Below are 23,604 nucleotides of genomic sequence, written 5' to 3'. Positions count from 1 at the left end.
TCAAGCCTGTTCCTCGCCGTCGAGCAGCTGCTCCTCAAGGGCTTCGCGGTAATCGCCCGGCGCCTGCCACAGGCCACGCTGCTGGGCCTCCAGCAGGCGCTCGGTCAGGTCGCGCAGGGCCTCGGGGTTGTGCTCGCGCATGAAATCGCGGGTCGCCGGGTCGAGCACATAGGCATCGGCCAGCCCCTGGTAATGATGGTCGTCGATCAGGTGCGTGGTGGCGTCGAAGGCGAACAGGTTGTCGACCGTCGCGGCCATCTCGAAGGCACCTTTGTAGCCGTGGCGCTTGACCCCGTCGATCCATTTGGGGTTCAGCGCCCGGGCGCGGATCACCCGGTTCAGTTCCTCCTTGAGGGTGCGGATGCGTGGCCGGTCGGCCTGGCTGTGGTCGCCGTGATAACCGGCCACGGCGCTACCGGACAAGGTCTCCGACGCCGCCAGCATGCCACCCTGGAACTGGTAGTAATCGTTGGAATCGAGCAAGTCATGCTCGTGGTTGTCCTGGTTCTGCAGCACCGCCTGTACCTTGGCCAGGCGCTGGGCGAACTGGGCGCGAGCCGGGGTGCCTTCGTCGCTGGCGCCGTAGGCATAGCCACCATGATTGAGGTAGACCTCCGCCAAATCATCGCGGCTGTGCCACAGCCGCCCGTCGATGGCGTTCTGCACCCCGGCGCCATAGGCACCGGGTTTGGCACCGAATACCCGCCAGCCGGCCTGGCGCGCAGCCTGCTCTGCGTCCACACCCTGCGCCTGCAAGGTCGCGCGCTCGCTGCGCACGCGCGCTGCCAAAGGGTTAAGGTCGTCGGGTTCGTCCAGAGCAGCCACTGCCTGCACCGCTGCATCGAACAGGCGGATAAGGTTGCCGAAGGCATCGCGGAAGAACCCGGAAACGCGCAAGGTCACGTCTACCCGTGGGCGATCGAGCAGGCTCAGCGGCAGGATCTCGAAATCGTCGACGCGCTGGCTGCCGGTGGCCCATACCGGCCGCACGCCCATCAGCGCCATGGCCTGGGCAATGTCATCGCCGCCGGTGCGCATGGTCGCCGTGCCCCATACCGACAGGCCGAGCTGGCGCAGGTGATCACCGTGGTCCTGCAAGTGCCGTTCGAGGATCAGGTTGGCGGAGGCAAAACCCAGGCGCCAGGCGGTAGTGGTGGGCAGGTTGCGCACATCCACGGTGTAGAAGTTGCGGCCGGTGGGCAGCACGTCCAGGCGGCCCCGGCTGGGCGCGCCGCTGGGGCCGGCGGGCACGAAGCGCCCGGCCAGCGCCGCCAGCAGGCCGTTCATTTCGGCAGCACCACAGGCATCCAGGCCGGGCGCCACCGCTTCGCGCAGGGCCTGCAGCACCTCGTGAACCGGCTGCCAGTCGCTCAAGTCAGGCAACTGTGCGGTGCCGCCCAGCACCTGCTCGATCACCTGCAGCGCCAACAGTTCGAGGCGCTCACGGGTGTCGCCACAGGTGCGCCAGGGTTCGCTGCTGATGGCTTGCAACTGCCCGGGCCGCACACCCTGCCATGGCTGGCCAAGGTCGCAATCGAGCGGGTCGAAGCCCGGCACCAGCGCCTTGGCCAAGGACCGCAGCAAGCTGGCATTGCCGCCGCGGCCGTCGCCACGCTCGACCCGCAACAGCGCCAGCAGGGTATCCAGGCGCAAGCGGCCTTGCGGCGACTGGCCGAACACATGCAGGCCATCGCGAATCTGCGATTCCTTAAGGTCGCACAGGTAGGTATCCAGGCGCGGCAGCCATACGGTGGCATCGTCCAGTTGCCCTTCCAACTGCAACTCGCGGTCGATATGGGTGGCCTTGACCAGTTCGAGGATATCGCGCTGCAGCTCGCGGGCACGCCGTGGGTCGAGCAGCTGCGCTTCGTAGAACTCGTCGGCCAGCTGTTCCAGGTGGCGCAACGGGCCATAGGTTTCGGCGCGGGTCAGCGGCGGCATCAGGTGATCGATGATCACCGCCTGGGTGCGCCGCTTGGCCTGGGCACCCTCGCCCGGGTCGTTGACGATGAACGGGTAGATGTTCGGCAGCGGGCCGAGCAAGGCATCCGGCCAGCACTCAGCCGACAGCCCGACGCCCTTGCCGGGCAGCCATTCCAGGTTGCCGTGCTTGCCGACGTGGATCACTGCATCGGCGGCAAAGGCATGGCGCAGCCAGAAGTGAAACGCCAGGTAGCCGTGCGGTGGTACCAGATCGGGGTCGTGATAGACCGCGCTCGGATCTACCTGGTAGCCCCGGGCCGGCTGGATGCCGACGAAGGTCAGGCCATAGCGCAGGCCCGCCACCATCAGCCGGCCACTGCGGTACATCGGGTCCTGCTCGGGTGGCCCCCAGCGTTCCAGCACCGCCTGGCGATTGGCCTCGGGCAAGCGCGCGAACGCGGCCTGGTAGTCGCCCAGGCTCAGGCTCTGGGCGCAGGGGCGCTGGTCGAGGTGGTCGAGGTCGTTGGTCACGCCGCCGAGCAACTGGTGGATCAACTGCGTGCCGCTGCCCGGTAGCTCGGCCAGCGGGTAGCCTTCGGCCTGCAGCGCCCTGAGAATGTTCAGCGCGGCGGCCGGTGTGTCCAGGCCGACGCCATTGCCGATACGCCCATCACGGGTCGGGTAGTTGGCCAGCACCAGTGCCACCCGCTTCTGCCCATTGGGCAGGCGGGCCAGCTCGACCCAGCGACGCGCCAGCTCGGCGACAAAGTCCATGCGCTCGGGGTGAGCGCGGTAGCACACCACGTCAGACTGGCTGCGCTCGCTGCGCCAGGCCATGTCCTTGAAACTGACCGGCCGGGTGATGATGCGCCCGTCCAGCTCTGGCAGGGCGATGTGCATGGCCAGGTCGCGCGCGCCAAGACCTTGCTCGCTGGCTTCCCAGCCGGGCTGGTTGTCCTGCGCGCAGATCGCCTGCAGCACCGGGATGTCACGACGGAACGGGCGCAGGTTGGGCTGTTCGGGGCTGGACAGGGCGAAGCCGGTGGTATTGACCAGTACTTCGGCACCCACCTCGTCCAGCCAGGCTTCGACCTGCTCCAGGCACGCGCTTTCCTTCAGGCTGGCCACCGCGATCGGCAACGGGTTCAGCCCGGCAGCCTGCAGGCGCTGGCAGAACTCGTCGATGAACGCGGTGTTGGCCGCCTGCAGGTGCGAGCGGTAGAACAGCAGCGGCGCCACCGGGTGCTCAGGGTGCCAGTGCGGGTACCAGTCCTTCAGCACGGCGCTGCCCTTGGCCGGGTGATACACCGCCGTGCGTGGCAAGGGTTGCGGTTCGTCCCAGGCATAGTCGCGGCCCAGCCACTGGCTGGCCAGGCACTGGAACAGGTTGATGGCGTTGGTCTTGCCGCCCTGGCGCAGGTAGTGCCAGAGGCGCTCGGCCTGCTGGCTGCTGACGGTGCCAAGGCGGGTCAGCTCCGGGTCGGGGCGGTCGTCGCCTGGCACCAGGATCAGCTGTACGCCACGCGCGGCCAGCTCGACCAGCTGCTCGACGCCATAGCGCCAGTAGCCGACGCCGCCGTGCAGCGACACCAGGATGACCTTGGCATGGCGCAGCACCTGATCGACATACAGGTCGACCGAGGCGTGGTTCTGCACCTGCATCGGGTTGGCCAGGCGCAGGCTGGGGAAGTCTTCGGGCAATTGCTCGGCGGTATCGGCGAGCAATGCCAGGTGCGAATCGCCGCTGCAGAGAATCACCAGCTCGGCGGGTGTCTGGCCGAGGTCGGCAATGCTGTCATCCGGTACGAAGCCACCGGGCTGGGTCCGCAGCAGGTGCATGGGGTCAGGCGCCCAGGGCTTTGCGCAGGCGTGCTTCCAGCTGGGCCGCATCCAGGTCCTGGCCGATCAGCACCAGGCGGGTGATGCGCGGCTCGTCGGCGCGCCATGCGCGGTCGAAGTGCTTGTCGAAGCGGGTCCCCACGCCCTGTACCAGCAGGCGCATCGGCTTGCCCGGGATGGCCGCAAACCCTTTGGCGCGCAGCACGCCAAACTCCACCACCAGCTGGGTCAGGGCATCAAGCAGCAGGCTTTCGTCGGCTTCGGGCAGGTCGATGGAGATGGAGTCGAAGGCGTCGTGGTCATGATCGTCATGGTCGTCGCCATCGTGGTGCGAGTCGTGGTGGGTACGGCGGCCATCGATGTGCGCCTCGGACTCGGCACCCACGCCCAGCAGCACGTCAATTGGCAACTTGCCGCTGCTGGCCTCGATCACCTTGACCGCTGGCGGCAGTTCTTCGGCCACTTCGGCACGCACTTTGGCCAAGCCCTCGGCATCGATCAGGTCGGCCTTGTTCAGCACCACCAGGTCGGCGCTGGCCAGCTGGTCGGCGAACAGTTCGTGCAGCGGCGATTCGTGGTCCAGGTTAGGGTCGAGCTTGCGCTGGGCATCGACCTGGTCCGGGTAGGCGGCGAAGGTGCCGGCGGCTACCGCCGGGCTGTCGACCACGGTGATCACCGCGTCGACCGTGCAAGCGTTGCGGATTTCCGGCCACTGGAAGGCCTGTACCAGCGGCTTGGGCAGAGCCAGGCCACTGGTTTCGATGAGGATGTGGTCGAGGTCGCCACGGCGCGCCACCAGCTCGCGCATCACCGGGAAGAATTCTTCCTGCACGGTGCAGCACAGGCAGCCGTTGGCCAGCTCGTAGACGCGGCCGCTGGCTTCTTCCTCGGTGCAGCCGATGCTGCACTGCTTGAGGATTTCGCCGTCGATGCCCAGCTCGCCGAACTCGTTGACGATGACCGCGATACGGCGGCCCTGGGCGTTGTCGAGCATGTGCCGCAGCAAGGTGGTCTTGCCCGAACCGAGGAAGCCGGTAACGATGGTGACGGGGAGCTTGGCCAGTGTTTTCATGTCGCAGTGCCCTTGGCAGAATGGCGCGGGCATGCAGGACGACAGCCGCAGGCCAGGCCGGCCGGGCTTGTTCGCCACCGGATCACCCCGCCCGGTTGAAAGTCGAAAACGTTGCGAGGCAGGTCTCCTGGCTGGCACCGTTCCAGTTGCCGGCTGAAGCCAGGCTGGCGGGATGACGCCTTCCCGCGCGCTGGCGCAGTGGCTGTGTCGATCCGTTGTCGGTGCTTACAGTTGCGGGGGCAGCCGCGGCTTGTACCGCGTTCCCGTCTTAGCTTCGGCCTGGCCGAAGAACCTCGAACTGGCAAGGCTACGCAGTGGCTGGCGGGTGGTCAACCACAGGTTGCGCAACTGCGCTAGAGTAGCGTCTTTGCCCACGGTCAAGGACGCCCCATGCCCCTCGCTCCCGCCATCCCGGTGCTGCGTATCTTCTCGGTCGAAAAGGCCAGGGAGTTCTACCTCGAATTTCTCGGTTTCACGCTGGACTGGGAACACCGCTTCAGCCCGGACCTGCCGCTGTACATGCAGGTGCATCGTGACGGCCTGATCCTGCACCTTTCCGAACACCATGGTGACGCGTGCCCCGGCTCGACGGTGTTCGCCCGCATCGACGACCTGCGCGCGCTGGAGCATGAACTGCAAGCGAAACAGTACGGCTACGCGCGGCCCGAAGCCGAGCGCCTGGACTGGGGCTTGCAGATGCAGGTGTGGGACCCATTCGGTAACCGGCTGCGGTTCTGTCAGCAGATCGACGACGAGGCAAACCTGTGAAGGCATCTGGCAAGCGTGAAATGGCCAGGCTGGAGCGTGAACTGGTGATATGCCTGACCGATGCCTGCGAAACGGCCAAGGCAGAAATCATCGGCTTCAGCTGGCTGACCCACCGGCTCGATCCTGAGGATTTTCCGGCCAGCTTGCGCATAACCTGGGTGTTCGAGCAAGAAGCCGACAAGGCTGCAGCCATGGCGGGCGACGCCAAGACGCGCATGCTGGTGCTGACTGCACAAGCGTTGGAGGCGGCGGGCATAGCACTGGATCATCCGGCATGGCATGTGCGGTTCGACAGTGAAGAGGCTTGTGCGCAGGGGCATGGCGGTGATTGGGGGAAGCGCTTGGGGCGGTAGACCGTTGAAGATTGGCGAAAGTTTTGCGGCGCCTGTGAAACCGAGCGCCGCGCGGGCGGCGCTCGATTTCACAGGCGCTAAAAATCTTGCGGTGAACACCTCGCAACCTCAATTCGTGACTGGCCGTTCCCGATCTGCTGCGGATGTATTATGGTGGCATGGTGCGCATATAACAGCAGCCCGAGCGATCGGGCACTTGCAAGACAATGAGGGTGTCATGAGCAACGAAAGCATTAATTGGGACAAGCTGGGTTTCGACTACATCAAGACCGACAAACGCTACCTGTCCGTATGGCGCAATGGCGAGTGGGACAAGGGCACCCTGACCGAAGACAACGTACTGCACATCAGTGAAGGCTCCACGGCGCTGCACTATGGCCAGCAGTGCTTCGAGGGCCTCAAGGCCTACCGTTGCAAGGACGGCTCGATCAACCTGTTCCGCCCGGACCAGAACGCCGCCCGCATGCAGCGCAGCTGCGCCCGCCTGCTGATGCCGCACGTGCCTACCGATGTGTTCATCGAAGCGTGCAAGCAGGTGGTCAAGGCCAACGAAAAGTTCGTGCCACCGCACGGCAAAGGCGCCCTGTACCTGCGCCCGTTCGTGATCGGCACTGGTGACAACATTGGCGTGCGCACCGCCCCCGAGTTCATCTTCTCGGTATTCGCCATCCCGGTTGGCTCGTACTTCAAGGGCGGCATGAAGCCGCACAACTTCCAGATCTCCAGCTTCGACCGTGCTGCCCCGCAAGGCACCGGCGCAGCCAAGGTCGGCGGTAACTACGCGGCCAGCCTGCAGCCAGGCGCGGAGGCCAAGAAGGCCAACTTCGCCGACGCCATTTACCTCGACCCGCTGACTCACACCAAGATCGAGGAAGTCGGTTCGGCCAACTTCTTCGGTATCACCGCCAACAACGAGTTCGTCACGCCGAAATCGGCCTCGGTGTTGCCAGGCATCACCCGCCTGTCGCTGATGGAACTGGCGCAATCGCGCCTGGGCCTGAAAGTGATCGAAGGCGATGTCGAAATCAGCAACCTGGACCGCTTCATCGAAGCCGGTGCCTGCGGTACCGCTGCGGTGATCACCCCGATCGGCGGCATCGAGTACAACGGCAAGCTGCACGTGTTCCACGACCTGGAAAAGGTCGGCCCGGTTACCCAGAAGCTCTACGACGAGCTGACCGGCATCCAGAGCGGTGATGTCGAAGCACCGGCAGGCTGGATCGTCAAAGTCGCCTGAGTCGTTTCAGCGGTTTGAAAACGGGGCATGCCAGCAATGGCATGCCCCGTTTTTATTGGTGTGGGAGTTGGGCACACGCCTTAGGCCAGGCGACGCTGCATCAGCAGGTGCCGGACTTTGTCGAACGCCCAGTTGTACAGCACGGTGTAGGGCAGGATGATCATGAAGAAGCCCAGCTCCACCATGAACGCCTGCAAAAGCGAAATATCCAGCATCCACGCGGCCACCGGCAGGCACCAGACTACCAGGCCGGCCTCGAAGCCCAAGCCGTGCGCGAAACGCGCGCGGGCCTGCCAGTGGATCCGCTCGGTCTGTACATAACGATCGATCAGCGCGTTGTAGACCATATTCCACAGCATGGCGATCACCGACAGGGTCACCGCCAGCGCGCCGGCTGTCGCCAGCGATTTGCCCATGACCCAGGACAACAGCGGCGCACACAGCAGCACTGCGAACACTTCATAACCGACGGCGTGAACCAGGCGTTCGGTGAAAGAGACGTTTTTCATTGCAAATTCCATCCAGTGCGTGAGTCGTGCTTCCTATTTTCTTTGATAGAACAGATACTCGCGATATAGCTACCATCGGTTTTATCAATACATGCGCTACTCACCCGAAGCCTTGGTTGCGTTTGTCGAAGCCGCATCGCTGGGGTCTTTTTCCGCCGCTGCGCGCAAGCTGCGCAAAAGCCAGTCCACTATCAGCATCGCGATCGCTAACTTTGAGGCCGATGTTGGTTGCCCGCTGTTTGACCGCACTGGCCGCCATCCCACGCTGAACGAGGCTGGCCGGCAGGTACTGAGGCGTGTCGAGGCGATTCTCGATGCCAGCGCCCAGCTCGATGCACTGGCGGTGCGGCTGGCAGAACATGTCGAGGCGCTGGTGTCGGTGGTGATGTCGGACAGCTACAGCGTTACCTTCCAGGGTGCGGTAATGGCCCGGTTTGCTGAGCACTACCCGCACACCGAGCTGCGCTGCGGGCCGTCGGAGGATGCCGATGTAATCGAAATGATCCAGCTGGGCATGGCGCAGATCGGCATTCTTGCCACACAGCCCAGTTACCCTGCCGACGTTGCCGTGGCGCGTTTGCCCGAGCAGGCGGAATTCGCCGTGTACGTGGCCAGCGGGCACCCGCTGGCGGGCATTGCGCAGGTGCAAACGCAGCACCTCGAAAACGCACGCCAGTTATATATCAAGACCTACGCGCCAAGCCTGCATCTGGGCCGTGGCCAGGCTTGGTCGGCACCGGATTACCTCACCCTGCTCGAGTTCGCCGTGCGCGGGTTTGGCTGGGCCGAACTGCCCAAGGCGCTGGTGGCGCGGTTTGGCAGTGGGCTGGTGGAGTTGCAGGTGGCCGGCTATCCACGGCGGGTTGATATGGATGTGGCCTGGTCGAGCCGCCGGGCACTGGGCCCGGCCGGGCAGTGGCTGGTGCGTCAGATGTTGAATCGGTAGCCGGATAACGCCTTCCTCAAGTGTGCGCCCAGGCACAACAACCAGTACACCCAGCGACAAGCCTTCCCCCCACCCTGCCCCGTAGCCTGTCACCACGCGCCGCCCACCGCGGCACGCAGCCAAACTACAAGAACAAACGTTGGTGACCTATGCAGACAGTAGATCCGATCACCCTGGCGGTTGTACGCGGAGCGCTGGAAACAGCGCAACGCGAGATGACCCTGACCCTGGAAAAGACCGGCCGCTCCAGTGTGTTCAACCTGGCCCACGACTATTCCAACTCGCTGTTCGACCACCTGCCGGAAATGATCCTGCAAGGCCAGGACATCCCGATCCACCTAGGCTCGCTGATACCGGCCATGAAGTGCGTGGCCGAGTTCTTCGCTGACGACATCGCCGAAGGCGACGTGATCTACCACAACGACCCGGCCTACAAGGGCAGCCATATTCTCGACTGCTGCATGTACAAGCCGGTGTATTACCAGGGTGAACTGGTCTTCTGGACCGTGTGCAAGGGCCACCTGACCGATATCGGCGGCCCGGTGCCGGCTGGCTACAACCCCGATGCCAAGGAAATTTACGCCGAAGGCCTGCGCATTCCCCCGGTCAAGCTGTGGGAAAAGGGCAAGCGCCGCGAAGACGTCATCAACTTCATGCTCACCAACATGCGCGCCCGCCCCTATCAGGAAGGCGACCTCAACGCCCAGTACGGGGCCTGCAAGGTCGGCGAGCGACACCTTCTGGAGCTGCTCGACAAATATGGCGTGGCGCAAGTACGTGCCTGTATTGCCGAGCTGAAGAACATGGCCGACCGGCACATGCGCGCGTTGCTGCGCGACGTGCCGGACGGCGACTACAGCGGCACCGCAGTACTGGAAGATTCCGGCCACGGCCTGGGTCAACTGGCCATTACTGCCCATGTGCAGATTCGCGGCGACCAGGCCCACGTGCGCATCGAAAGCCCGCCGCAGGTGCCCTACTTTATCAACTCCTACGAAGGCAACTCGGTGTCTGGCGTGTACCTGGGGTTGATGATGTTCGCCCAGGTGGCGCCGCCCTACAACGAGGGCCTGTACCGCTGTGTCACGGTCGATGTCGGGCCCAGGGGTACGCTGTGCAACGCCGAGGAACCGGCGCCCCACGTCAACTGCACCACCACGCCGATGGAAACCCTGGCCGATGCCGTGCGCACGGCACTGGAGCAAGCCTCACCACAGCGGGTTACCGCCTCCTGGGGGCATACCAGTGGCATCAATATCGCCGGCCGCGACCTGCGCAACGGCAACAGTGAGTACGTGACCATGGTGCTGGCCTCGATCATCTCCGGCGCCGGTGCCAACCAGGTGATGGACGGCTGGCACGCCTGCGGTCCGCTGTGCTGCTTCGGGGCGCTGATGAGCGGTGACATCGAACTGCTGGAACATGCCTACCCGGTGCTGATCCACCGTTACAGCCTGATGGCCGACAGCGGCGGTGCCGGCAGATTCCGCGGTGGCTCGGGCACCCGCCTGGAAATCGAACCGCTGGACCACGCAATGACCGTGGTCGGTTTTGGCGAGGGCCGTCAACTGCCCACCGCCGGTGCCGCCGGCGCACGCAATACCCTGCTGGAGCCCAAGCTGGGCCGGCTGATTCACCGCCACGCCGACGGCAGCGAGGACCACTACACGCAAAACCCGATGCTGACCCTGCAGCCCGGCGAACGCATCATCAACATCAACCCCGGTGGTGGTGGCTACGGCGACCCCCTGCAGCGCCCCATTGCCTCGGTGTTGCAGGATGTACGCAACGGCCTGGTTTCGCCCCAAGGCGCGGCCTTGGAGTACGGCGTGGTCCTCGATGCCGATGGCCAGCTGGATGAAACCGCCACCCGCCTCGCCCGCGCCCCGCACTGACCGGAGAATCATCATGCGTAACCAATATCGCCTGGGCATCGACGCCGGCGGCACCTTCACCGATTTCATCCTGGCCGACCGCGCCGGCGGTGTACAGCTGTTCAAGGCGCCATCCACACCGCAGGACGGCACCCTGGCCATTCGTGCCGGCCTGGCGCAAATCGCCGATGCCACCGGTCACAGCCCGGCCGAGCTGATCGCCAACTGCGACCTGTGCATCAATGGCACCACCGTGGCCCTCAACGCACTGATCGAGCGCACCGGGGTCAAGGTCGGCCTGCTGTGCACCGAAGGCCATGAGGACAGCCTGGAAATCCGCCTGGGACACAAGGAAGAAGGCCACCGCTACGATGCCCACTACCCGCCAGCGCACATGCTCGTCCCGCGCCACCTGCGCCGCCCGATCGCGGGGCGCATGCTTGGCGATGGCCGCGAATACAGCCCGCTGGACGAGCGCGCCATCCACGCCGCCATCGACTACTTCCGTGCCGAAGGCGTGCAGGCCGTGGCCATTTCCTTCCTGTGGTCGGTGCGCAACCCCAGCCACGAGCAGCGTGCCGCCGAGCTAGTACGAGCGGCGCTGCCTGGAGTGTTCGTCTGCACCGGTTGCGAAGTGTTCCCGCAGATCCGTGAGTACACCCGCACCTCCACCACCGTGGTCAATGCGTATCTCAGCCCGGTGATGGCGCGCTACGTGGCGCGTATCGACAGCCTGTTCCAGGAGCTTGGCGCGCAGCAGCCGGTGCGCTACTTCCAGTCCAACGGCGGGCTGGCACCCGGGCACCTGATGCGCGAGCGCGCGGTGAATGCGATCAACTCCGGCCCCGCTTCGGCACCCCAGGCCGGGCTGGCGGTGGCCCGCCCGTTCGGCATCGACAACGTCATCACCGTGGACATGGGCGGCACCTCGTTCGACATCACCCTGACCAACGCCGGGCGCACCAACTTCAGCAAGGACGTGGACTTCCTGCGCCAGCGCATCGGCGTGCCGATGATCCAGGTGGAAACCCTGGGCGCCGGCGGTGGCTCCATCGCCCACCTGGACGAGTTCGGCATGCTCCAGGTCGGCCCGCGCAGCGCCGGCGCCATGCCTGGGCCTGTTTGCTATGGCAAGGGCGGCAGCGAGCCGACCGTGACCGACGCCAACCTGGCCCTGGGCTACCTGCCCGATGACGCGCTGCTGGGCGGCAGCATTCGCTTGAACCGCCAGGCTGCGCTGGACGCCATTCGCAGCAACATCGCCGAGCCGCTGGGCATCAGCGTGGAGCGCGCCGCGTTCGGGATCACCACACTGGTCAACCTGAACATGGTCAACGGCATCCGGCGTGTGTCCATCGAACGCGGCCACGACCCACGCGACTTCGCGCTGATCGGCGCAGGCGGCGCAGCGGGCATGCACGTGGTGCGCCTGGCCGAGGAAATCGGCATGCAGACTGTGCTGATCCCCAAGGTGGCCTCGGGCTTGTGCGCCTTCGGCCAGATCCTTTCCGATGTGCGCTACGACCAGCTCACCAGCCTGTCGATGCGCGTGGACGGCGAGCACGTGAACCTGGCGCAGCTCAACCAGGCTCTGGCTGAACTGCGCCAGCAAGGCCTGGCGAACCTGCGCGAAGACGGCTTTGGCGACCAGGCCAGCAGCTGCCACTACACCCTGGAAATGCGCTACCTGGGGCAGATCCATGAATGCAGTGTCGAACTGGAGCAGCACGCCTTGGATGACACCGGCCTGGCCGCACTGATCAGCCGCTTCCACACCCGTCACCAGACCCTGTACTCGTACAGCGAGCCGGACAGCCCGGTGGAGTTGGTGAACCTGGAATGCTCGGTGATCGGCCACCTGCCGCGCCCTCCGCAACCCGAGTTGTCGGGCCCGGCCGAGCCTGGGGTGCCGGCGCCGGGCACGCTGCGGCCGATGCTGTTCAGTGCCGACGGCGGCTGGCAAGCCACGCCCGTGTTCAACGGCAACCGGCTGCTGCCGGGTCAGACCGTGCACGGCCCTTGCGTGATCGAGGAAGACACCACCAATATCGTCATCCCGCCTGGCTGGCAGGCGCGGCTGGAGCCTTCGGCGACCTACCGGGTGACACGCGGGGCTTGATCGAAAGGTCGGCCTACGCCGATCATGGGGCCTGACAACCGCCCGGCAGTTTGCGCTGCCGGGCGGTTTGCACAATAACAAGAGCTGCTTGAGTAGCTTGCCTGCAGTTCCTTTTTTCAATGCTGCCCTCTTTGAAAAAGGACCACCATGCCCATAGAACTCTCGACCCACGGCTGGCCACAGCCGGAGCGCCAGGCGCGTTGGGCCCAAGCCATCAGTGACACTTACTTCCCGTTAACCCTGGAGTTCGCCACCGCACAGCCGTTCGACGGCCACCTGCAGCGCTGGAGCACCCCCAGCACGCCGCTCAGCCTGTCGCGCCTGCGCTCCAGCCAGCTGGGCTACTCGCGCAGCAAGGCGCACATCGGCCAGGACCATGAAGCGTTCTACCTGGTGACCGTGCCGCGCAGCAGCGAGGTGCATTTCGAACAGGACGGCCAGCAGCTCAGTTGCAGCCCGGGCGGTTTCATCGTCGAGCGCGGCGATGCGCCCTACCGCTTCCATTACGGCAAGCAGAACGATTTGTGGGTGCTGAAGCTGCCCGAACGCGCACTCAAGGCCAACCTGCTCGGGCACAAGCGCTACACCCGCCATTGCTTCGATGCCAGCCAGGGCCTGGGTCGCATCTTCGTCGAGCAGCTGGACCTGTGCGCCCGCCACTTCGACGCCAGCCCAGCCGCCGCCCGCCACCTGCTGCTGGAGCAGGCCACCGCCACCCTGCTGCTGGCCTTGCAACAGGACCAGCGGGTGCTGGGCAGCGAAGGCAGCAACCTCAGCACCCTGCACCTGACGCGGGTCGAGCAGTACGTGCAGCAACACCTTGGCGACCCAGAGCTGTCGCCAGCCGCCATCGCCGGTGCCTGCGGGCTGTCGCTGCGCTACCTGCACAAGCTGTTCGCGATCACACCCTATACCCTCGGTGAGTGGGTGCGTCACCAACGCCTGGAGGCCGTGCACCGGCAACTGCGCGACCCGCACTGCCACCTGGCCATCGGCGAACTGGCGTTTCGCTGGGGTTTTACCGACCAGGCGCAGTTCACCCGGGCGTTTCGCCAGCGTTATGGGTGCACGGCGCGGGAGGTTCGGGCTGCGTGTGCGCACTGAGGCGCTGCGGCAGCATTCAGGCCAGGCGCTGAAGTTGCGCGATCAACCCCCCGCCGCGACATCCACCACCGTCCAGCTGTCATCCGGGTCAAAGCGCTTCATCTGCCCAGCCAGCTTGTCGCCATGCGGCCCGAGGTCTTTTTCGAAGACCTGGCCGTCATGGCTGATCATGAAGCTCATCACGCCGGTATCGTCGTACCTGGCCGGCCAGGCGACCATGGCGAAACCGCGGCTCATCTGGTTGCCGATCAGGTAACTGTAGGCGCCACCCGGGGCGGAGGGCCCCTGGGCATCGAGGATGCGAAAGTGGTAGCCGTACCAGGCGTCACCGACCACATCCTGGCCAAAAAGCGGGCCTAGCGGGCTGACCTCACCGTCGCCGTTGTCGTCCCAGTACAGCCCGTCATGCTTGCCCGGCTCGCTGAATACCTTCTGCGCGTATTCCAGCGCCCCGTTACCGTTATGGTCCTGGGTGGCGTAGTCCATTTGCGCGTCGTGGTAGGCCAGCAGCGACTGCAAGGTGCCCAGCTCGTTGCGGCCAATGCGCCGGGCGCGGATTTCGGCGCTGCCGGCCTTGAGGTCGAAGTGCCAACCCTGGCGGCTTTTGCTCAGCGGTATGGGCAAGGTCCAGTGGTCACTGCCTACCGCCAGTATGGCCTTGTCCTCGCCAGGCCGGTCGATACTGTGCTGCGCATGGTATTGCGCCAGGAACGTGTCCACGTCGCTGCGTTGCACGCCGCCGCGCGGTATGTAGGTACGCCAGTCATCGCCCAGCAACTGGGCCAGGCGGGCCTCGTCAGCTTTTGTCTCGCCCAGCGCTGCGACAAAGGAATCCACTGCTTGCTCCGGCGTCGCGAAGGTTTGTTGCGCTGTGGCCAACGCTGAGCTGGCCATGCCTGCCGCCAGCAGCAATGCCGCCAACGCCCGGCGGCTCATCGCCGGCCCCCTGCACCACGGCGCGCCGGCGCACTCGGCCGCGATATGGCGTGCCCCGCGGCACGCGATGCATTGGGGCGCTGGGCAAACGCCTGGCTGACGTGGCCACGGCTGGCCTGCGCGCTGGTGCGTGACGGTGCGCGCACGCCGTCGAAGGCATTGTTGCGGGCCCGGCCTGCGGTACCGGCAGCGCGGTTATGGGCCAACTGCCGCGCCTGGCCTTCACCATGCCGCGCCTGGGTACTGCGCAGTTCCTGGCGACGGTCGGCCGCCCTCGCGTTATCGCCAAGGGGCTGCACGCGCTGGCCGCCCGCATTGCCTGCCTGCGCTTCACGCACTTGCTGGCGTGCCTGCCGGTTATTGGTCGCCGGCCGTTCGATGCCGGCCCGGTCCATCGAGGCCCTGGCCTTGTCACGGGCCTGCGCGCGCTGGGCGTCGTCACCGCGAAAGGCCGTACGTTGCGTGGCGCCGTCCAGCTGGCGGCCATACTGCTGGCGACTGCGGGCGTCGCGATAAGGCACACCTTCGCGGTTGACGGTGTTGTGCCGCCATTTGTTCTGGTTGTTGCTGATACGGTTGCTGACGTTGAGGTTGTTGTAGCGGTTGACGTCGATGTCGATGTCATTGTGGCCCCAGTCACAGTTGCCCCACAGCGAACTGACAATTGCCACGCCAGTACCGAAGGCCAGGCCCGCCACCAGTGCGGAGCCGGCGTAATACAGGGGCGGCGGCGGGTAGTAGGCCGGTGGCGAAGCGGGATAGGCCCAGGTGCCATAGGCGGTGGTGGGGTTGTAGCTGGGCACGTAAACCACCTGCGGGTCGGCCGGCTGGATGATGATGGTACTCGGCGGGCTGCTGGCTACAGGCGCCTGGGTGCTGGCCGCCGGTGCCGGGGCGGCCTGCACGGTAACGTTCTGGTACTGGTTGCTCTGCAGGTTGCCGGCAGCCTGTGCCTGGTGACGCAAGCGCTGCACGCCGGCCATGACATCGTCGGGCTGGGCAAGGAAGGCATCGCCCAGGCGCTGGACCCAGGCCGGGTCCTGGCCGAGGGTCGCCAGCACCTGCGGGAACGCCACCAGCGCTTGTACGCTCGGGTCCCACGGCTGCTTGGCAACTTGCCTGACCGCATCGTCGCCGGACGCCTTGGGGTTGGCCTTGGACCAGGTGACGGCTTCGCTCACCTGCCCGGGGTAGGTGGCCGCCATCAGCACCTGGGCCAGCAGCGCATCGGGGTACAACGCGATGGGCGCGAGCATCTGGTCCAGCTGTGCCTGGGTGAAAACCGGGTCTTTGGCTGCGACCGCATCGGCCGCCGCAGGCGGCTCGGTGGCCGGTACCTCTGCTGCCAGCACCAGGCCGGGCACGGTGCCAAGGCACAGTGCTGCCGTCAAAACCACACACAGTGGCATGCGCATCGCTTATCCCCAAGACCAGGCCGCGTGGGTTAAGGGTAGCAACGATGGTGAATTCGGCCATCGGGCATAAACCGCCAGCGGCTCACGCGCGGTCGATAGTCACTATCGAGAATGGCAATTTCTGCCAAACGGCATTGCCGAATAACCTTGCTCCATCGACTCGCCAACTACCACAGGCCCCCGGAGCTCACCCATGAATACCCTGGCCCGCCCGCTGCTCGCCATCTTTGCCGTTTTTGCCATCGCCATCAGCAGCGGCTGTGCCAGCCACCCCGAACTGCGTGCATACACCGCCGACGAAACCCGCCAGCTGCAGCTGGAAGCGTTGCAGCGCCGGGGCCTTTCGCTGGACGACTACGAGTTGCAGCGGCGGGTGATCCAGCGTGCCGGCAACCTGCCTGTGGTGACGGAAGCCGCCGACGCTGACCGTTCGACCAAAGGCTGAACCGGCTAACCGGCGGTTCCCTCCAGCCACCTGCGCAGGTATCCTCTACCGCTCAACCGCAAGCTTTCCAGGATGGAGACCATGACCAGGCCTCTTCTATTGTTGAGCGCTGCACTGCTATTCAGCCCCATGCTGCTGGCCCAGCAGATCAAACGCGATCTGGGCGGCTTTGACTTCACGCTCGGCACCACCCCATCACGCAGCATGGCCCAAGGGCTGATTTCGCCCAGTGCCGTCGGTGCCTTTCACGGCGGCCTGGACCTGAGCCACCCCAGTGGCTGGTACATTGGCCAGTACGCCCCCAGCATGGGCGTTACCGCCGATTCGACGCTGCGGCTGGACAGCTACCTGGGCTACAAGCACCACTTCGACAGCAGCCTGGGCTACGAAATGGGGTTGATCCACTACAGCCAGCCGAATATCGCAGGCCCCGACAGCTATGCGCTGTATGGGGGTATTTCGGTGCTGGGCAGCCGCTTCGGCGGGGCGCTGCGCGACAACCCCGACAACCGCACCGGCACCCTGTTTGCCGACTTCGGCCAACTGCCGCTGTTCGCTGTCGACCTGACCGTCAAGCTCGCTCATCACCGTTTGGGCACGCCGTTCACCATTGGTGATGGCAGCCAGGTCAGTGGGTTCTCCGACTGGTCGCTGGAGCTGTCGCGGCCTTGGCTTGGCATCGACCTCAACCTCATCTACAGCAACTCCAACCTCAGTGGCGACGGGTGTGACGCATACTCGGGCATCAACACCTATTGCGACAGCGTGGTCACGCTCAAGGCGCAGCGCAGTTTCTTTTAACGGCGCGGCGCCAGTGCCAGGGCGATACCCCCCAGCACCACAACGCAGGCCACCAGCAGGCGCACCGACAGCGGTTCACCAATCAGCACAACCCCACCCAGTGCGGCAATGACCGGCACGCTCAGCTGCATGGTCGCTGCCTGTTGCGCAGTGACCTGCCTGACCACGCCATACCACACCGCATAACCCGCGCCAGATGCCAGCACGCCGGAGCCCAGGGCATACAACCAACCCGGCGTGGTGAGGTGTGGGCCTGCGCTCAGCAGCAGCATCGGTGTCAACAGCACCAGCCAGGGCAAACTACGCATGAAGTTGCCGGCAGTGTCGGCCAATGGCCTGGGCGAGCCTTTGCCCAGCAGCGTGTACACCCCCCAGGCGACGCCGGACAAAGCCATGAGCAAGGCACTGGGCAAGGGTGGCGCCTCGGCCCCGGGCAGCAGCAGCACCAGCAGGCCGGCAAAGGCGATCAGCATCCCCAGCAACATGCGCACGGTGATGTGTTCGCCCTTGTACCAGGCGAACCCGAACATGGTGATCTGCACGGCGCCGAACAGCAGCAAGGCACCTGCACCTGCGCCCAGTTGCAGGTACGCGGCAGAAAACAGGAACGCGTACAGGAACAGAGCCAGACCGCCCCGCCAGCTGCCGCCCATGGCGAGCACCGGCCGACGCAGGCGGAGCAACAACAGCAGGAACAACGCACCACTGGCCAGGCGTACCACCGTGAACGATGCCGGGTCGATGGCCCCGTCCTTCAGCGCCAGCCGGCAGAACACCGAATTGGCGGCGAAGGCCACCAGGCTGAACAATGCAGGCCAGAGCCAGGAACGGGCCTTGCGGTTGGTAAGCGTGGTGGTGCCGGTGCTCATGGTGGGGTCACCTCTGAGGGGGAACTGTTGTTGTAGCGGGGATGCTGGCAGGACCTGCGTCGATATACAACAGATGGGGTTTTGGCGCTTGGTTGGCCGGCGGGCCCGATGGTCAGGCACCCGGATAGCATCAGGGCTTACAGGCGCTGAAAATGCTGTGCAAGCACCTGTAAGCCCTGATGCAACGCCCCAAAGTCCTAGCCCGCTGCCACAGCGTCGATCTCCACCAGCATGCCGTCCAGCGCCAGCCGGGGCACCGGTATGAGTGTGCAAGTCGGCTTCATGTTCGGCCCCCAGGCCTCGTCGGCCGCGGCCACCCATTCGCGCAGCCGTGCTTGCGAATGCTCGACCACCAGCAGTGTCAACTTGACGACCTGGGCCAAGCCGGCGCCTTTCGAAACCAGGGCCAGCTCAAGGTTGGCCAGCGCCTGGCGCGCCTGTTCGGCGAACACGGGCGACAACGCGCCGTCGCGGTCCTCCCCGCCCTGGCCGGCGATAAACAGCAGGCGGCTGCCGGCACGCACCTCGGCAACGTGGGAATACGCGTTGCTACTGGGGTCGTAGAGGCCTTCTGGGTTGCTTAGCTGGAATGCACTTGATGGGGTCACGACAAGCCCTCGTTCAGTTGAAAGAGTGGCGGAGTATCGGACCTTAAGTTAACTCGAGGTCAAGCCCGGAAAGGCGGGGACGCTCGCCAGGCAAGCCTCGTGATGTAGGACGTTTCGCACAACGTGGCAGCTTCCGTAAACCACGCGTGTGTTTGCGCCGTCGTTGACAGGCGCTAGATTGCCCATCCCGGCACGGAGGCCTGCATGCAACAAGGAAACCCCATGAGCAAACATGACTTTCAACTCGCCTACACCATCAAGCCGCGCGACCCGGATGAAGATGAATACAATGCCGCGCAGGCACGCCAGCGCCTGCGGGAAAACATTGGCCTGGACACCGTGGAGCATATCGAGACCACACTGCTGGGCTGGGTACAGCTCGCCAGCCTTTCCAAGGCGGACAAAGCCCTTGAAGCGGAGCGGGTTATCCGCGAGCGCATTCATGCAGAACTCAAACAGCTGCGAGTACTGTCGAGCGTAAAATTCTACGGCTGCCTGATGGTCGACGGCCTGGGCCCGGCGATCCGCTTCAACATCGTCTAGCTTGCGGCGCGGCATCGGGCGCCCCTGCGCCTGATGCCGACGATGCTCACTTCTCTTCCAGCACTACCCTGCCCTTCACCGCCCGCGGCCCGCGCAAGGCCCAAACCAGCAGACCGATGACAGGTGCGTAAACCACGAACACGATCCACAGCATCTTGCGCTCGGCGCGCCGCTCACTGCCGATGATGTGCCAGATGGCCCATACTTCAAGCAGGATCACCGCGATTGCAACGAGGAACCAGATTGTTCCGATTTCCATGAGCATCCTCCCATTGGCATGTACTGGCTTAGGTGGCAGCGAGCGCCAAGGGTTCAGACGGATTTGCCTGCCTTGAGGCTCCACGCCGGCAAGCCAGCTTCTTCAAGTAAAGCACCAGACGCTGGCTTTGTGCAGTTCATGTGGGCGCTGGTTGCCACACCAGGCCGCTTGCCTGAACACGACCTGCAATACGTCACAACCACCCGGAAAGTTGTCTTTCCCCCGGCCAGCCCCCACACTCTCCAGGCCAGCCAGGAAGCGGAGTCCAGAGTGCCCACGCCACGCCAGTTCAGCAAGAAGACCAGTACCAGCAACATGCTGCGGCTGAAAACCAGCAGCGCCAATGCCCAGGCCCCCTATCGGGTCGATTTCATCCTGCTCGAACACTTCTCGATGGCCAGCTTCACCGTGGCCATGGACGTGCTGGTCACAGCCAACCTGCTGCGTGCCGACAGCTTCCAGTTCACCGCGCTGTCGCTGGACGGCGACCGGGTACTCAGCGACCTGGGGCTGGAGCTGGTGGCCACCGAGCTGTCTGCCGAGGCGTTGAAGGAACTTGACCTGCTGGTTGTCTGCGGCGGCTTGCGCACACCGTTGAAGTACCCGCAACTCGACCGCCTGCTAGATGACAGTGCCGCTCACGGCATGGCCTTGGGCGGCCTGTGGAACGGCGCGTGGTTCCTGGGTCGCGCCGGGGTGCTGGACGATTATGGCTGCAGCATTCACCCCGAGCAGCGCGCCAGCTTGTCCGAACGCAGCCCGCAAACGCGCATCACCCCGGCCAGCTTCACCCTCGATCGCGACCGCCTCACCGCCGCCAGCCCGAATGGCGCCATGGAGCTGATGCTGGGCCTGGTGCGCAGGCTGTACGGCGACGGCCTGGCCGAGGGCGTGGAGGAAATCCTGTCGTTCTCGGGCGCACGCTACCGCCAGGTCGGCCCAGGGGCGAAGAAATCCATGAGCCTGCACCTGCGTACCATCGTCGAGCTGATGGAAAACAACCTCGAGGAAACCCTCAGCCTTGACCAGCTGGCCGCCTACAGCGGGCGCTCGCGCCGTCAGATCGACCGCCTGTTCCAGGCCCAGCTGGGAACGTCGCCGCGGCGCTATTACATGGAACTGCGCATCACCAAGAGCCGCCGGCTGCTGCAGTACTCCGACCTGTCGGTGATGGAGGTGGCAGTGGCCTGCGGGTTTGTCTCGGTGTCGCACTTCAGCAAGTGCTATGCGGCGTACTTCGGGTACCCGCCGTCGCGGGAGCAGCGCCTGGGCGAATAACCGGGCATATCGAGTGCCGCCCGCGCGGTGCTCGATCTCACTGGCGCAACACCCTGTCAGCCTGCTCAGACGCAGATATAGCGCAGCACCGCATCACAGATCATGGCCTTGTGGCGCAGCTTGATTTGCTCGTCGGACAGATCGATCTGGAAGATCTCGCCAAAGGTGTGGCGATTCGATACCCGGTAGAAGCAGAACGCGCTCATCAGCATGTGCAGGTCGATAACCTCGATGCCAGTGCGGAATACGCCTTCCTGCACACCACGGTGCAGGGTATTGCCCAGGGCTTCGAGCACCAGGCTGCTCATTTCGCGAATCGCCGGCGACTGCTTCACGTATTCGCCATAGTGGATGTTCTCCGTGCAGATGATCCGCACGAAGTCGACATTGCGGTCGTGGTGATCGAAGGTGAACTCCACCAACCGACGGATCGCCTGCTCGGCCGGCAGCGACTCCAGGTCGAGGCTTTGCTCGGTCTTGCGGATATCGCCGTACAGCTTGATCAGGCACTCGCAGTACAGCTGCTCCTTGCTGCCGAAGTAGTAGTAGATCATGCGCTTGGAGGTGGCGGTGCGCTCGGCAATGGCGTCGACGCGGGCGCCGGCCAGCCCTTGCTGGACGAATTCGTTGATGGCGGCCTGGAGGATGTCCTCGCGGGTTTTCTCGGGGTTGTTCTTGCGCGTTCTGCGCACCCCTTCGGTTTCAGGCTGGCCGAGGCCGACTACGGAATCACTCATACCCACTCACAGGCTGTTTATTGGAATAGGGGGATTATCCGTGAGCGCGACCATGCAGGGAAGCACGCTGTTGGTCGGGTAGCCAGGTAGCAGCCCTGCTGGCTGGCCTTGTCAGCGCCCGGCACAACCCGCTAGCCTGCCTGCCACTGCCCCGGACGGAACCTGCCCCATGCAACCGCGCGACCTCGCCGCCTACCTGTTCCTGGCCATCGCCTGGGGCTTTTCGTTCCTGGTGGTACTCAAGGTGGTGCATGCCTTTGGCTGGGTTGGCGCGGTCAGCCTGCGGGCACTGATCGCCGGGGGTACCCTGGCGCTGCTCGCCGCGCTGCTGGGCCGCACACTGCGCCTGCGGCCACTGCTGGTCCCGCTGCTGGTGGTGGGCGCCACGACGGTGGCTGGGCAGCTGATCGGCCTGTCGTACGCCACCCCGCGCATCGGCACGGCAATGGCGGCAATTATTGTCGCCACCATTCCGCTGTTCTCGATGCTGATCGGACGCGTCTGGGGCCTTGAGAAAATCACCCGGCAGGGCCTGGCAGGGTTGCTGCTGGGTATTGTCGGCATCGCCATCCTGGTGGGCTTCCCCGCCCGGCCTATCGATGACGACTTCATCCACGGCTGCATCGCTTCGCTGCTCGGCTGCATCAGCGCCGCTTACGGCAGCAACTACGCCAGCCTGCACTTGCGCGGCCAGGACCCCTGGACGGTGACCGGCGGCGCGTTCCTGGCGGGCGGGTTGCTGACCTTGCCACTGCTGCTGGTAGTGCCGGTGCCCAGTGTGCCGCAAGCCAGCGACTGGCTGTACCTGCTGCTTAGCGGCGCGGTGATGAGCGCCACCACCTACGTGCTGTACTTTGGCCTGGTGGCACGCATCGGCGCTACCCGCGCCATCAGCGTGGAGTTCGTGGTCACCCTGGTGGCGGTAGTGGTCGGCGCGTTGTTCCTCGATGAGGCGCTGAGCCTGTTGCAGGCCGCCGGCGGCGTGGTGATTCTGCTCGGCTGCATGCTGGTGCTGGGGCTGCTGCCGGGGCGCAAGCGGCGCTTGCCCAGCTAAGCGCGGGGTCAGTCGCGCTGTGCGGTATCTGGCTGCAGCGGCGGGGTCAGGTGCAGCACACGGTTGCGACCGCCTTCAGCGAGCAGGTAACCGCCCTTGCCATCGGCGGCTATGGACTGAGGGGCTTTCAGGAAGGTCAGTACAGTGTGCTGAATACCCTGGGCATCAACGCGCAGCAGGCGTGCGCGATGGGTGTTGTCTTCGCTGATCCACAGGCCGCGCTGGTCGCAGAACAGGAACGTGGGGTTACGCAGGCCATCGACCACTACCGGGTCCTTGCCATCCTCGGACAGGGCGCGGACCTTGCCATTGGCCTTCTCGGTGTACAGCAGGCGGCCATCGCTGCAGCGGGTGAGGCCTTCGGTTTCGGTGAGGCCGGCGCGCAGTACATCGAGCTGGCCGCTGTTCCAGTCATAGCGCATCAAACGACCATTGCCCTTGCGGTCCTCGATGGCATACAGGTAATCGCCGTCATTCCACAGGCCCTGCACGCTCTCGCCATCGAACAGTCGAGTCACCCGGCCATCACGGGCCAGGCTGACCGGAGCGAGCCCGCCTTCCTGGCTGAACACCCAGCCGCCCTGCGCCGCCACCATACCGTCAGGCTTGGACAGGTTGTCGATGACCACCACCCGGTCGCCCTGCGCGGTGATCTTGAGAATGCTGCCCTGGCCATCATCCAGCTCGCGGCTGACCAGCAGGCTGCCATCAGCTTGCGGCAACAGCGACGCGGCCTTGGTCACATCCCGGTGCAGCACCTCGACGCCCCAGCCGGCTGCAGCCTGCACCGGGTAAAAACTCTGCCAGGCGAAAAAACCGAAGGTAGCCGCGAGCAGGCCAGTGGTGGCAGTCAAAGCGATACGGGTGCTGCGTTTGCGCAGGATGTGCGGCATCTAGGGGCTCCTCGGGATTGCC

22 protein-coding genes and 1 riboswitch are annotated in these 23,604 nt (G+C 65.0%); of the genes, 12 read left to right on the top strand and 10 right to left on the bottom strand.

Going from position 1 to position 23,604, the window contains the following annotated elements:
* Positions 1-3,762 carry a cobaltochelatase subunit CobN gene (cobN, locus tag AC5O5I_RS12185; protein ID WP_494512635.1) on the bottom strand — a complete coding sequence of 1,254 codons (3,762 nt, stop codon included), beginning with the start codon at positions 3,760-3,762 and terminating at the stop codon, positions 1-3.
* A 4-nt stretch (positions 3,763-3,766) separates the two neighbouring features.
* Positions 3,767-4,834 (bottom strand): cobalamin biosynthesis protein CobW, encoded by a 1,068-nt coding sequence (gene cobW, locus AC5O5I_RS12180; protein ID WP_172228055.1) that lies wholly within the window; start codon positions 4,832-4,834, stop codon positions 3,767-3,769.
* A 100-nt stretch (positions 4,835-4,934) separates the two neighbouring features.
* Positions 4,935-5,145, bottom strand: a riboswitch (cobalamin riboswitch).
* A gap of 79 nt (positions 5,146-5,224) precedes the next feature.
* Here cobW and AC5O5I_RS12175 point away from each other — a divergent pair.
* The 3 genes from AC5O5I_RS12175 (at position 5,225) to AC5O5I_RS12165 (ending at position 7,192) form a co-directional block, all read left to right on the top strand.
* Positions 5,225-5,602, top strand: coding sequence for a glyoxalase superfamily protein (locus AC5O5I_RS12175; RefSeq protein ID WP_494512634.1), 378 nt, complete (start codon positions 5,225-5,227; stop codon positions 5,600-5,602).
* Complete coding sequence (locus AC5O5I_RS12170) at positions 5,599-5,955, top strand: hypothetical protein (protein ID WP_172228057.1); 357 nt, start codon at positions 5,599-5,601, stop codon at positions 5,953-5,955. The genes AC5O5I_RS12175 and AC5O5I_RS12170 overlap by 4 nt, the downstream gene beginning before the upstream one ends.
* A gap of 217 nt (positions 5,956-6,172) precedes the next feature.
* On the top strand, positions 6,173-7,192 hold the full coding sequence (locus tag AC5O5I_RS12165) for a branched-chain amino acid aminotransferase (protein ID WP_172228058.1): 1,020 nt from the start codon (positions 6,173-6,175) through the stop codon (positions 7,190-7,192).
* Positions 7,193-7,272: 80 nt separating this feature from the next.
* Here the strand turns inward: AC5O5I_RS12165 and AC5O5I_RS12160 are convergent, their stop codons facing one another.
* A complete protein-coding gene (locus AC5O5I_RS12160) occupies positions 7,273-7,701 on the bottom strand; it encodes a multidrug/biocide efflux PACE transporter (RefSeq protein ID WP_494512633.1) in 429 nt (142 codons plus the stop codon).
* A gap of 91 nt (positions 7,702-7,792) precedes the next feature.
* Here AC5O5I_RS12160 and AC5O5I_RS12155 point away from each other — a divergent pair, with 91 nt between their 5' ends.
* The 4 genes from AC5O5I_RS12155 to AC5O5I_RS12140 all read left to right on the top strand — a co-directional run bounded on the left by AC5O5I_RS12155 (position 7,793) and on the right by AC5O5I_RS12140 (position 13,744).
* Entirely contained in the window at positions 7,793-8,647 is an 855-nt protein-coding gene (locus tag AC5O5I_RS12155; protein ID WP_494512632.1) for a LysR family transcriptional regulator, read from the top strand.
* Between the two features lie 149 nt (positions 8,648-8,796).
* Positions 8,797-10,542: a caprolactamase subunit beta gene (gene capB, locus AC5O5I_RS12150; RefSeq protein ID WP_172228061.1), complete on the top strand. Its 1,746-nt coding sequence runs from the start codon at positions 8,797-8,799 to the stop codon at positions 10,540-10,542.
* 13 nt (positions 10,543-10,555) lie between these two features.
* Positions 10,556-12,640: a caprolactamase subunit alpha gene (capA, locus tag AC5O5I_RS12145; RefSeq protein ID WP_494512631.1), complete on the top strand. Its 2,085-nt coding sequence runs from the start codon at positions 10,556-10,558 to the stop codon at positions 12,638-12,640.
* Positions 12,641-12,787: 147 nt separating this feature from the next.
* Positions 12,788-13,744 (top strand): AraC-like ligand-binding domain-containing protein, encoded by a 957-nt coding sequence (locus tag AC5O5I_RS12140; RefSeq protein ID WP_494512630.1) that lies wholly within the window; start codon positions 12,788-12,790, stop codon positions 13,742-13,744.
* Positions 13,745-13,786: 42 nt separating this feature from the next.
* Here AC5O5I_RS12140 and AC5O5I_RS12135 read toward each other — a convergent pair whose 3' ends face one another.
* Positions 13,787-14,680, bottom strand: coding sequence for a DUF2950 domain-containing protein (locus AC5O5I_RS12135; protein WP_172285923.1), 894 nt, complete (start codon positions 14,678-14,680; stop codon positions 13,787-13,789).
* Positions 14,677-16,095: a DUF3300 domain-containing protein gene (locus AC5O5I_RS12130; protein WP_172232938.1), complete on the bottom strand. Its 1,419-nt coding sequence runs from the start codon at positions 16,093-16,095 to the stop codon at positions 14,677-14,679. Before AC5O5I_RS12130 ends, AC5O5I_RS12135 begins: the two co-directional genes overlap by 4 nt.
* Positions 16,096-16,288: 193 nt before the next feature.
* Between AC5O5I_RS12130 and AC5O5I_RS12125 the strand changes: the two genes are divergently transcribed.
* The gene (locus AC5O5I_RS12125; protein ID WP_172232935.1) at positions 16,289-16,540 is read left to right on the top strand and encodes a hypothetical protein; all 252 of its coding nucleotides are present in this window, start codon (positions 16,289-16,291) and stop codon (positions 16,538-16,540) included.
* Between the two features lie 81 nt (positions 16,541-16,621).
* Positions 16,622-17,341, top strand: coding sequence for a TorF family putative porin (locus AC5O5I_RS12120; protein ID WP_172285921.1), 720 nt, complete (start codon positions 16,622-16,624; stop codon positions 17,339-17,341).
* Here AC5O5I_RS12120 and AC5O5I_RS12115 read toward each other — a convergent pair.
* Positions 17,338-18,210 carry a DMT family transporter gene (locus AC5O5I_RS12115; protein WP_172232469.1) on the bottom strand — a complete coding sequence of 291 codons (873 nt, stop codon included), beginning with the start codon at positions 18,208-18,210 and terminating at the stop codon, positions 17,338-17,340. The genes AC5O5I_RS12120 and AC5O5I_RS12115 overlap by 4 nt on opposite strands.
* A 197-nt stretch (positions 18,211-18,407) precedes the next feature.
* Positions 18,408-18,818 (bottom strand): RidA family protein, encoded by a 411-nt coding sequence (locus AC5O5I_RS12110; protein WP_172232466.1) that lies wholly within the window; start codon positions 18,816-18,818, stop codon positions 18,408-18,410.
* Between the two features lie 222 nt (positions 18,819-19,040).
* Here AC5O5I_RS12110 and AC5O5I_RS12105 point away from each other — a divergent pair, with 222 nt between their 5' ends.
* The gene (locus AC5O5I_RS12105) at positions 19,041-19,361 is read left to right on the top strand and encodes a hypothetical protein (protein ID WP_172232463.1); all 321 of its coding nucleotides are present in this window, start codon (positions 19,041-19,043) and stop codon (positions 19,359-19,361) included.
* A gap of 46 nt (positions 19,362-19,407) precedes the next feature.
* Here the strand turns inward: AC5O5I_RS12105 and AC5O5I_RS12100 are convergent, their stop codons facing one another.
* Positions 19,408-19,620: a PLD nuclease N-terminal domain-containing protein gene (locus tag AC5O5I_RS12100; RefSeq protein WP_172232460.1), complete on the bottom strand. Its 213-nt coding sequence runs from the start codon at positions 19,618-19,620 to the stop codon at positions 19,408-19,410.
* Positions 19,621-19,890: 270 nt separating this feature from the next.
* On the opposite strand from AC5O5I_RS12100, the gene AC5O5I_RS12095 reads away from it, so the two are divergent.
* Entirely contained in the window at positions 19,891-20,898 is a 1,008-nt protein-coding gene (locus AC5O5I_RS12095; RefSeq protein WP_172285919.1) for a GlxA family transcriptional regulator, read from the top strand.
* Between the two features lie 65 nt (positions 20,899-20,963).
* On the opposite strand, the gene AC5O5I_RS12090 is transcribed toward AC5O5I_RS12095, so the two are convergent.
* A complete protein-coding gene (locus AC5O5I_RS12090; RefSeq protein WP_172221293.1) occupies positions 20,964-21,635 on the bottom strand; it encodes a TetR/AcrR family transcriptional regulator in 672 nt (223 codons plus the stop codon).
* A gap of 169 nt (positions 21,636-21,804) precedes the next feature.
* On the opposite strand from AC5O5I_RS12090, the gene AC5O5I_RS12085 reads away from it, so the two are divergent.
* Complete coding sequence (locus tag AC5O5I_RS12085) at positions 21,805-22,689, top strand: DMT family transporter (RefSeq protein WP_172221290.1); 885 nt, start codon at positions 21,805-21,807, stop codon at positions 22,687-22,689.
* 8 nt (positions 22,690-22,697) lie between these two features.
* Here the strand turns inward: AC5O5I_RS12085 and AC5O5I_RS12080 are convergent, their stop codons facing one another.
* On the bottom strand, positions 22,698-23,582 hold the full coding sequence (locus AC5O5I_RS12080; RefSeq protein ID WP_172221287.1) for an NHL repeat-containing protein: 885 nt from the start codon (positions 23,580-23,582) through the stop codon (positions 22,698-22,700).
* Between the last annotated feature and the right edge of the window lie 22 nt (positions 23,583-23,604).

It is taken from the genome of Pseudomonas sp. 9_2_1 (assembly GCF_059295275.1).
The sequence above is the reverse complement of the archived record's forward strand: the minus strand, read 5'-3'. Positions and strand labels throughout refer to the sequence as shown.

What these genes read in the sequence shown, in the direction of transcription:
- AC5O5I_RS12130 (WP_172232938.1), bottom strand. Translation starts at nt 16,095, where the DNA reads ATGCGCATGCCACTGTGTGTGGTTTTGACGGCAGCACTGTGCCTTGGC.
- AC5O5I_RS12135 (WP_172285923.1), bottom strand. Translation starts at nt 14,680, where the DNA reads ATGAGCCGCCGGGCGTTGGCGGCATTGCTGCTGGCGGCAGGCATGGCC.
- capB (WP_172228061.1), top strand. Translation starts at nt 8,797, where the DNA reads ATGCAGACAGTAGATCCGATCACCCTGGCGGTTGTACGCGGAGCGCTG.
- AC5O5I_RS12090 (WP_172221293.1), bottom strand. Translation starts at nt 21,635, where the DNA reads ATGAGTGATTCCGTAGTCGGCCTCGGCCAGCCTGAAACCGAAGGGGTG.
- capA (WP_494512631.1), top strand. Translation starts at nt 10,556, where the DNA reads ATGCGTAACCAATATCGCCTGGGCATCGACGCCGGCGGCACCTTCACC.
- AC5O5I_RS12175 (WP_494512634.1), top strand. Translation starts at nt 5,225, where the DNA reads ATGCCCCTCGCTCCCGCCATCCCGGTGCTGCGTATCTTCTCGGTCGAA.
- AC5O5I_RS12105 (WP_172232463.1), top strand. Translation starts at nt 19,041, where the DNA reads ATGAGCAAACATGACTTTCAACTCGCCTACACCATCAAGCCGCGCGAC.
- AC5O5I_RS12100 (WP_172232460.1), bottom strand. Translation starts at nt 19,620, where the DNA reads ATGGAAATCGGAACAATCTGGTTCCTCGTTGCAATCGCGGTGATCCTG.
- AC5O5I_RS12080 (WP_172221287.1), bottom strand. Translation starts at nt 23,582, where the DNA reads ATGCCGCACATCCTGCGCAAACGCAGCACCCGTATCGCTTTGACTGCC.
- AC5O5I_RS12115 (WP_172232469.1), bottom strand. Translation starts at nt 18,210, where the DNA reads ATGAGCACCGGCACCACCACGCTTACCAACCGCAAGGCCCGTTCCTGG.
- AC5O5I_RS12155 (WP_494512632.1), top strand. Translation starts at nt 7,793, where the DNA reads ATGCGCTACTCACCCGAAGCCTTGGTTGCGTTTGTCGAAGCCGCATCG.
- AC5O5I_RS12085 (WP_172221290.1), top strand. Translation starts at nt 21,805, where the DNA reads ATGCAACCGCGCGACCTCGCCGCCTACCTGTTCCTGGCCATCGCCTGG.
- AC5O5I_RS12125 (WP_172232935.1), top strand. Translation starts at nt 16,289, where the DNA reads ATGAATACCCTGGCCCGCCCGCTGCTCGCCATCTTTGCCGTTTTTGCC.
- AC5O5I_RS12140 (WP_494512630.1), top strand. Translation starts at nt 12,788, where the DNA reads ATGCCCATAGAACTCTCGACCCACGGCTGGCCACAGCCGGAGCGCCAG.
- AC5O5I_RS12165 (WP_172228058.1), top strand. Translation starts at nt 6,173, where the DNA reads ATGAGCAACGAAAGCATTAATTGGGACAAGCTGGGTTTCGACTACATC.
- AC5O5I_RS12160 (WP_494512633.1), bottom strand. Translation starts at nt 7,701, where the DNA reads ATGAAAAACGTCTCTTTCACCGAACGCCTGGTTCACGCCGTCGGTTAT.
- cobW (WP_172228055.1), bottom strand. Translation starts at nt 4,834, where the DNA reads ATGAAAACACTGGCCAAGCTCCCCGTCACCATCGTTACCGGCTTCCTC.
- AC5O5I_RS12120 (WP_172285921.1), top strand. Translation starts at nt 16,622, where the DNA reads ATGACCAGGCCTCTTCTATTGTTGAGCGCTGCACTGCTATTCAGCCCC.
- cobN (WP_494512635.1), bottom strand. Translation starts at nt 3,762, where the DNA reads ATGCACCTGCTGCGGACCCAGCCCGGTGGCTTCGTACCGGATGACAGC.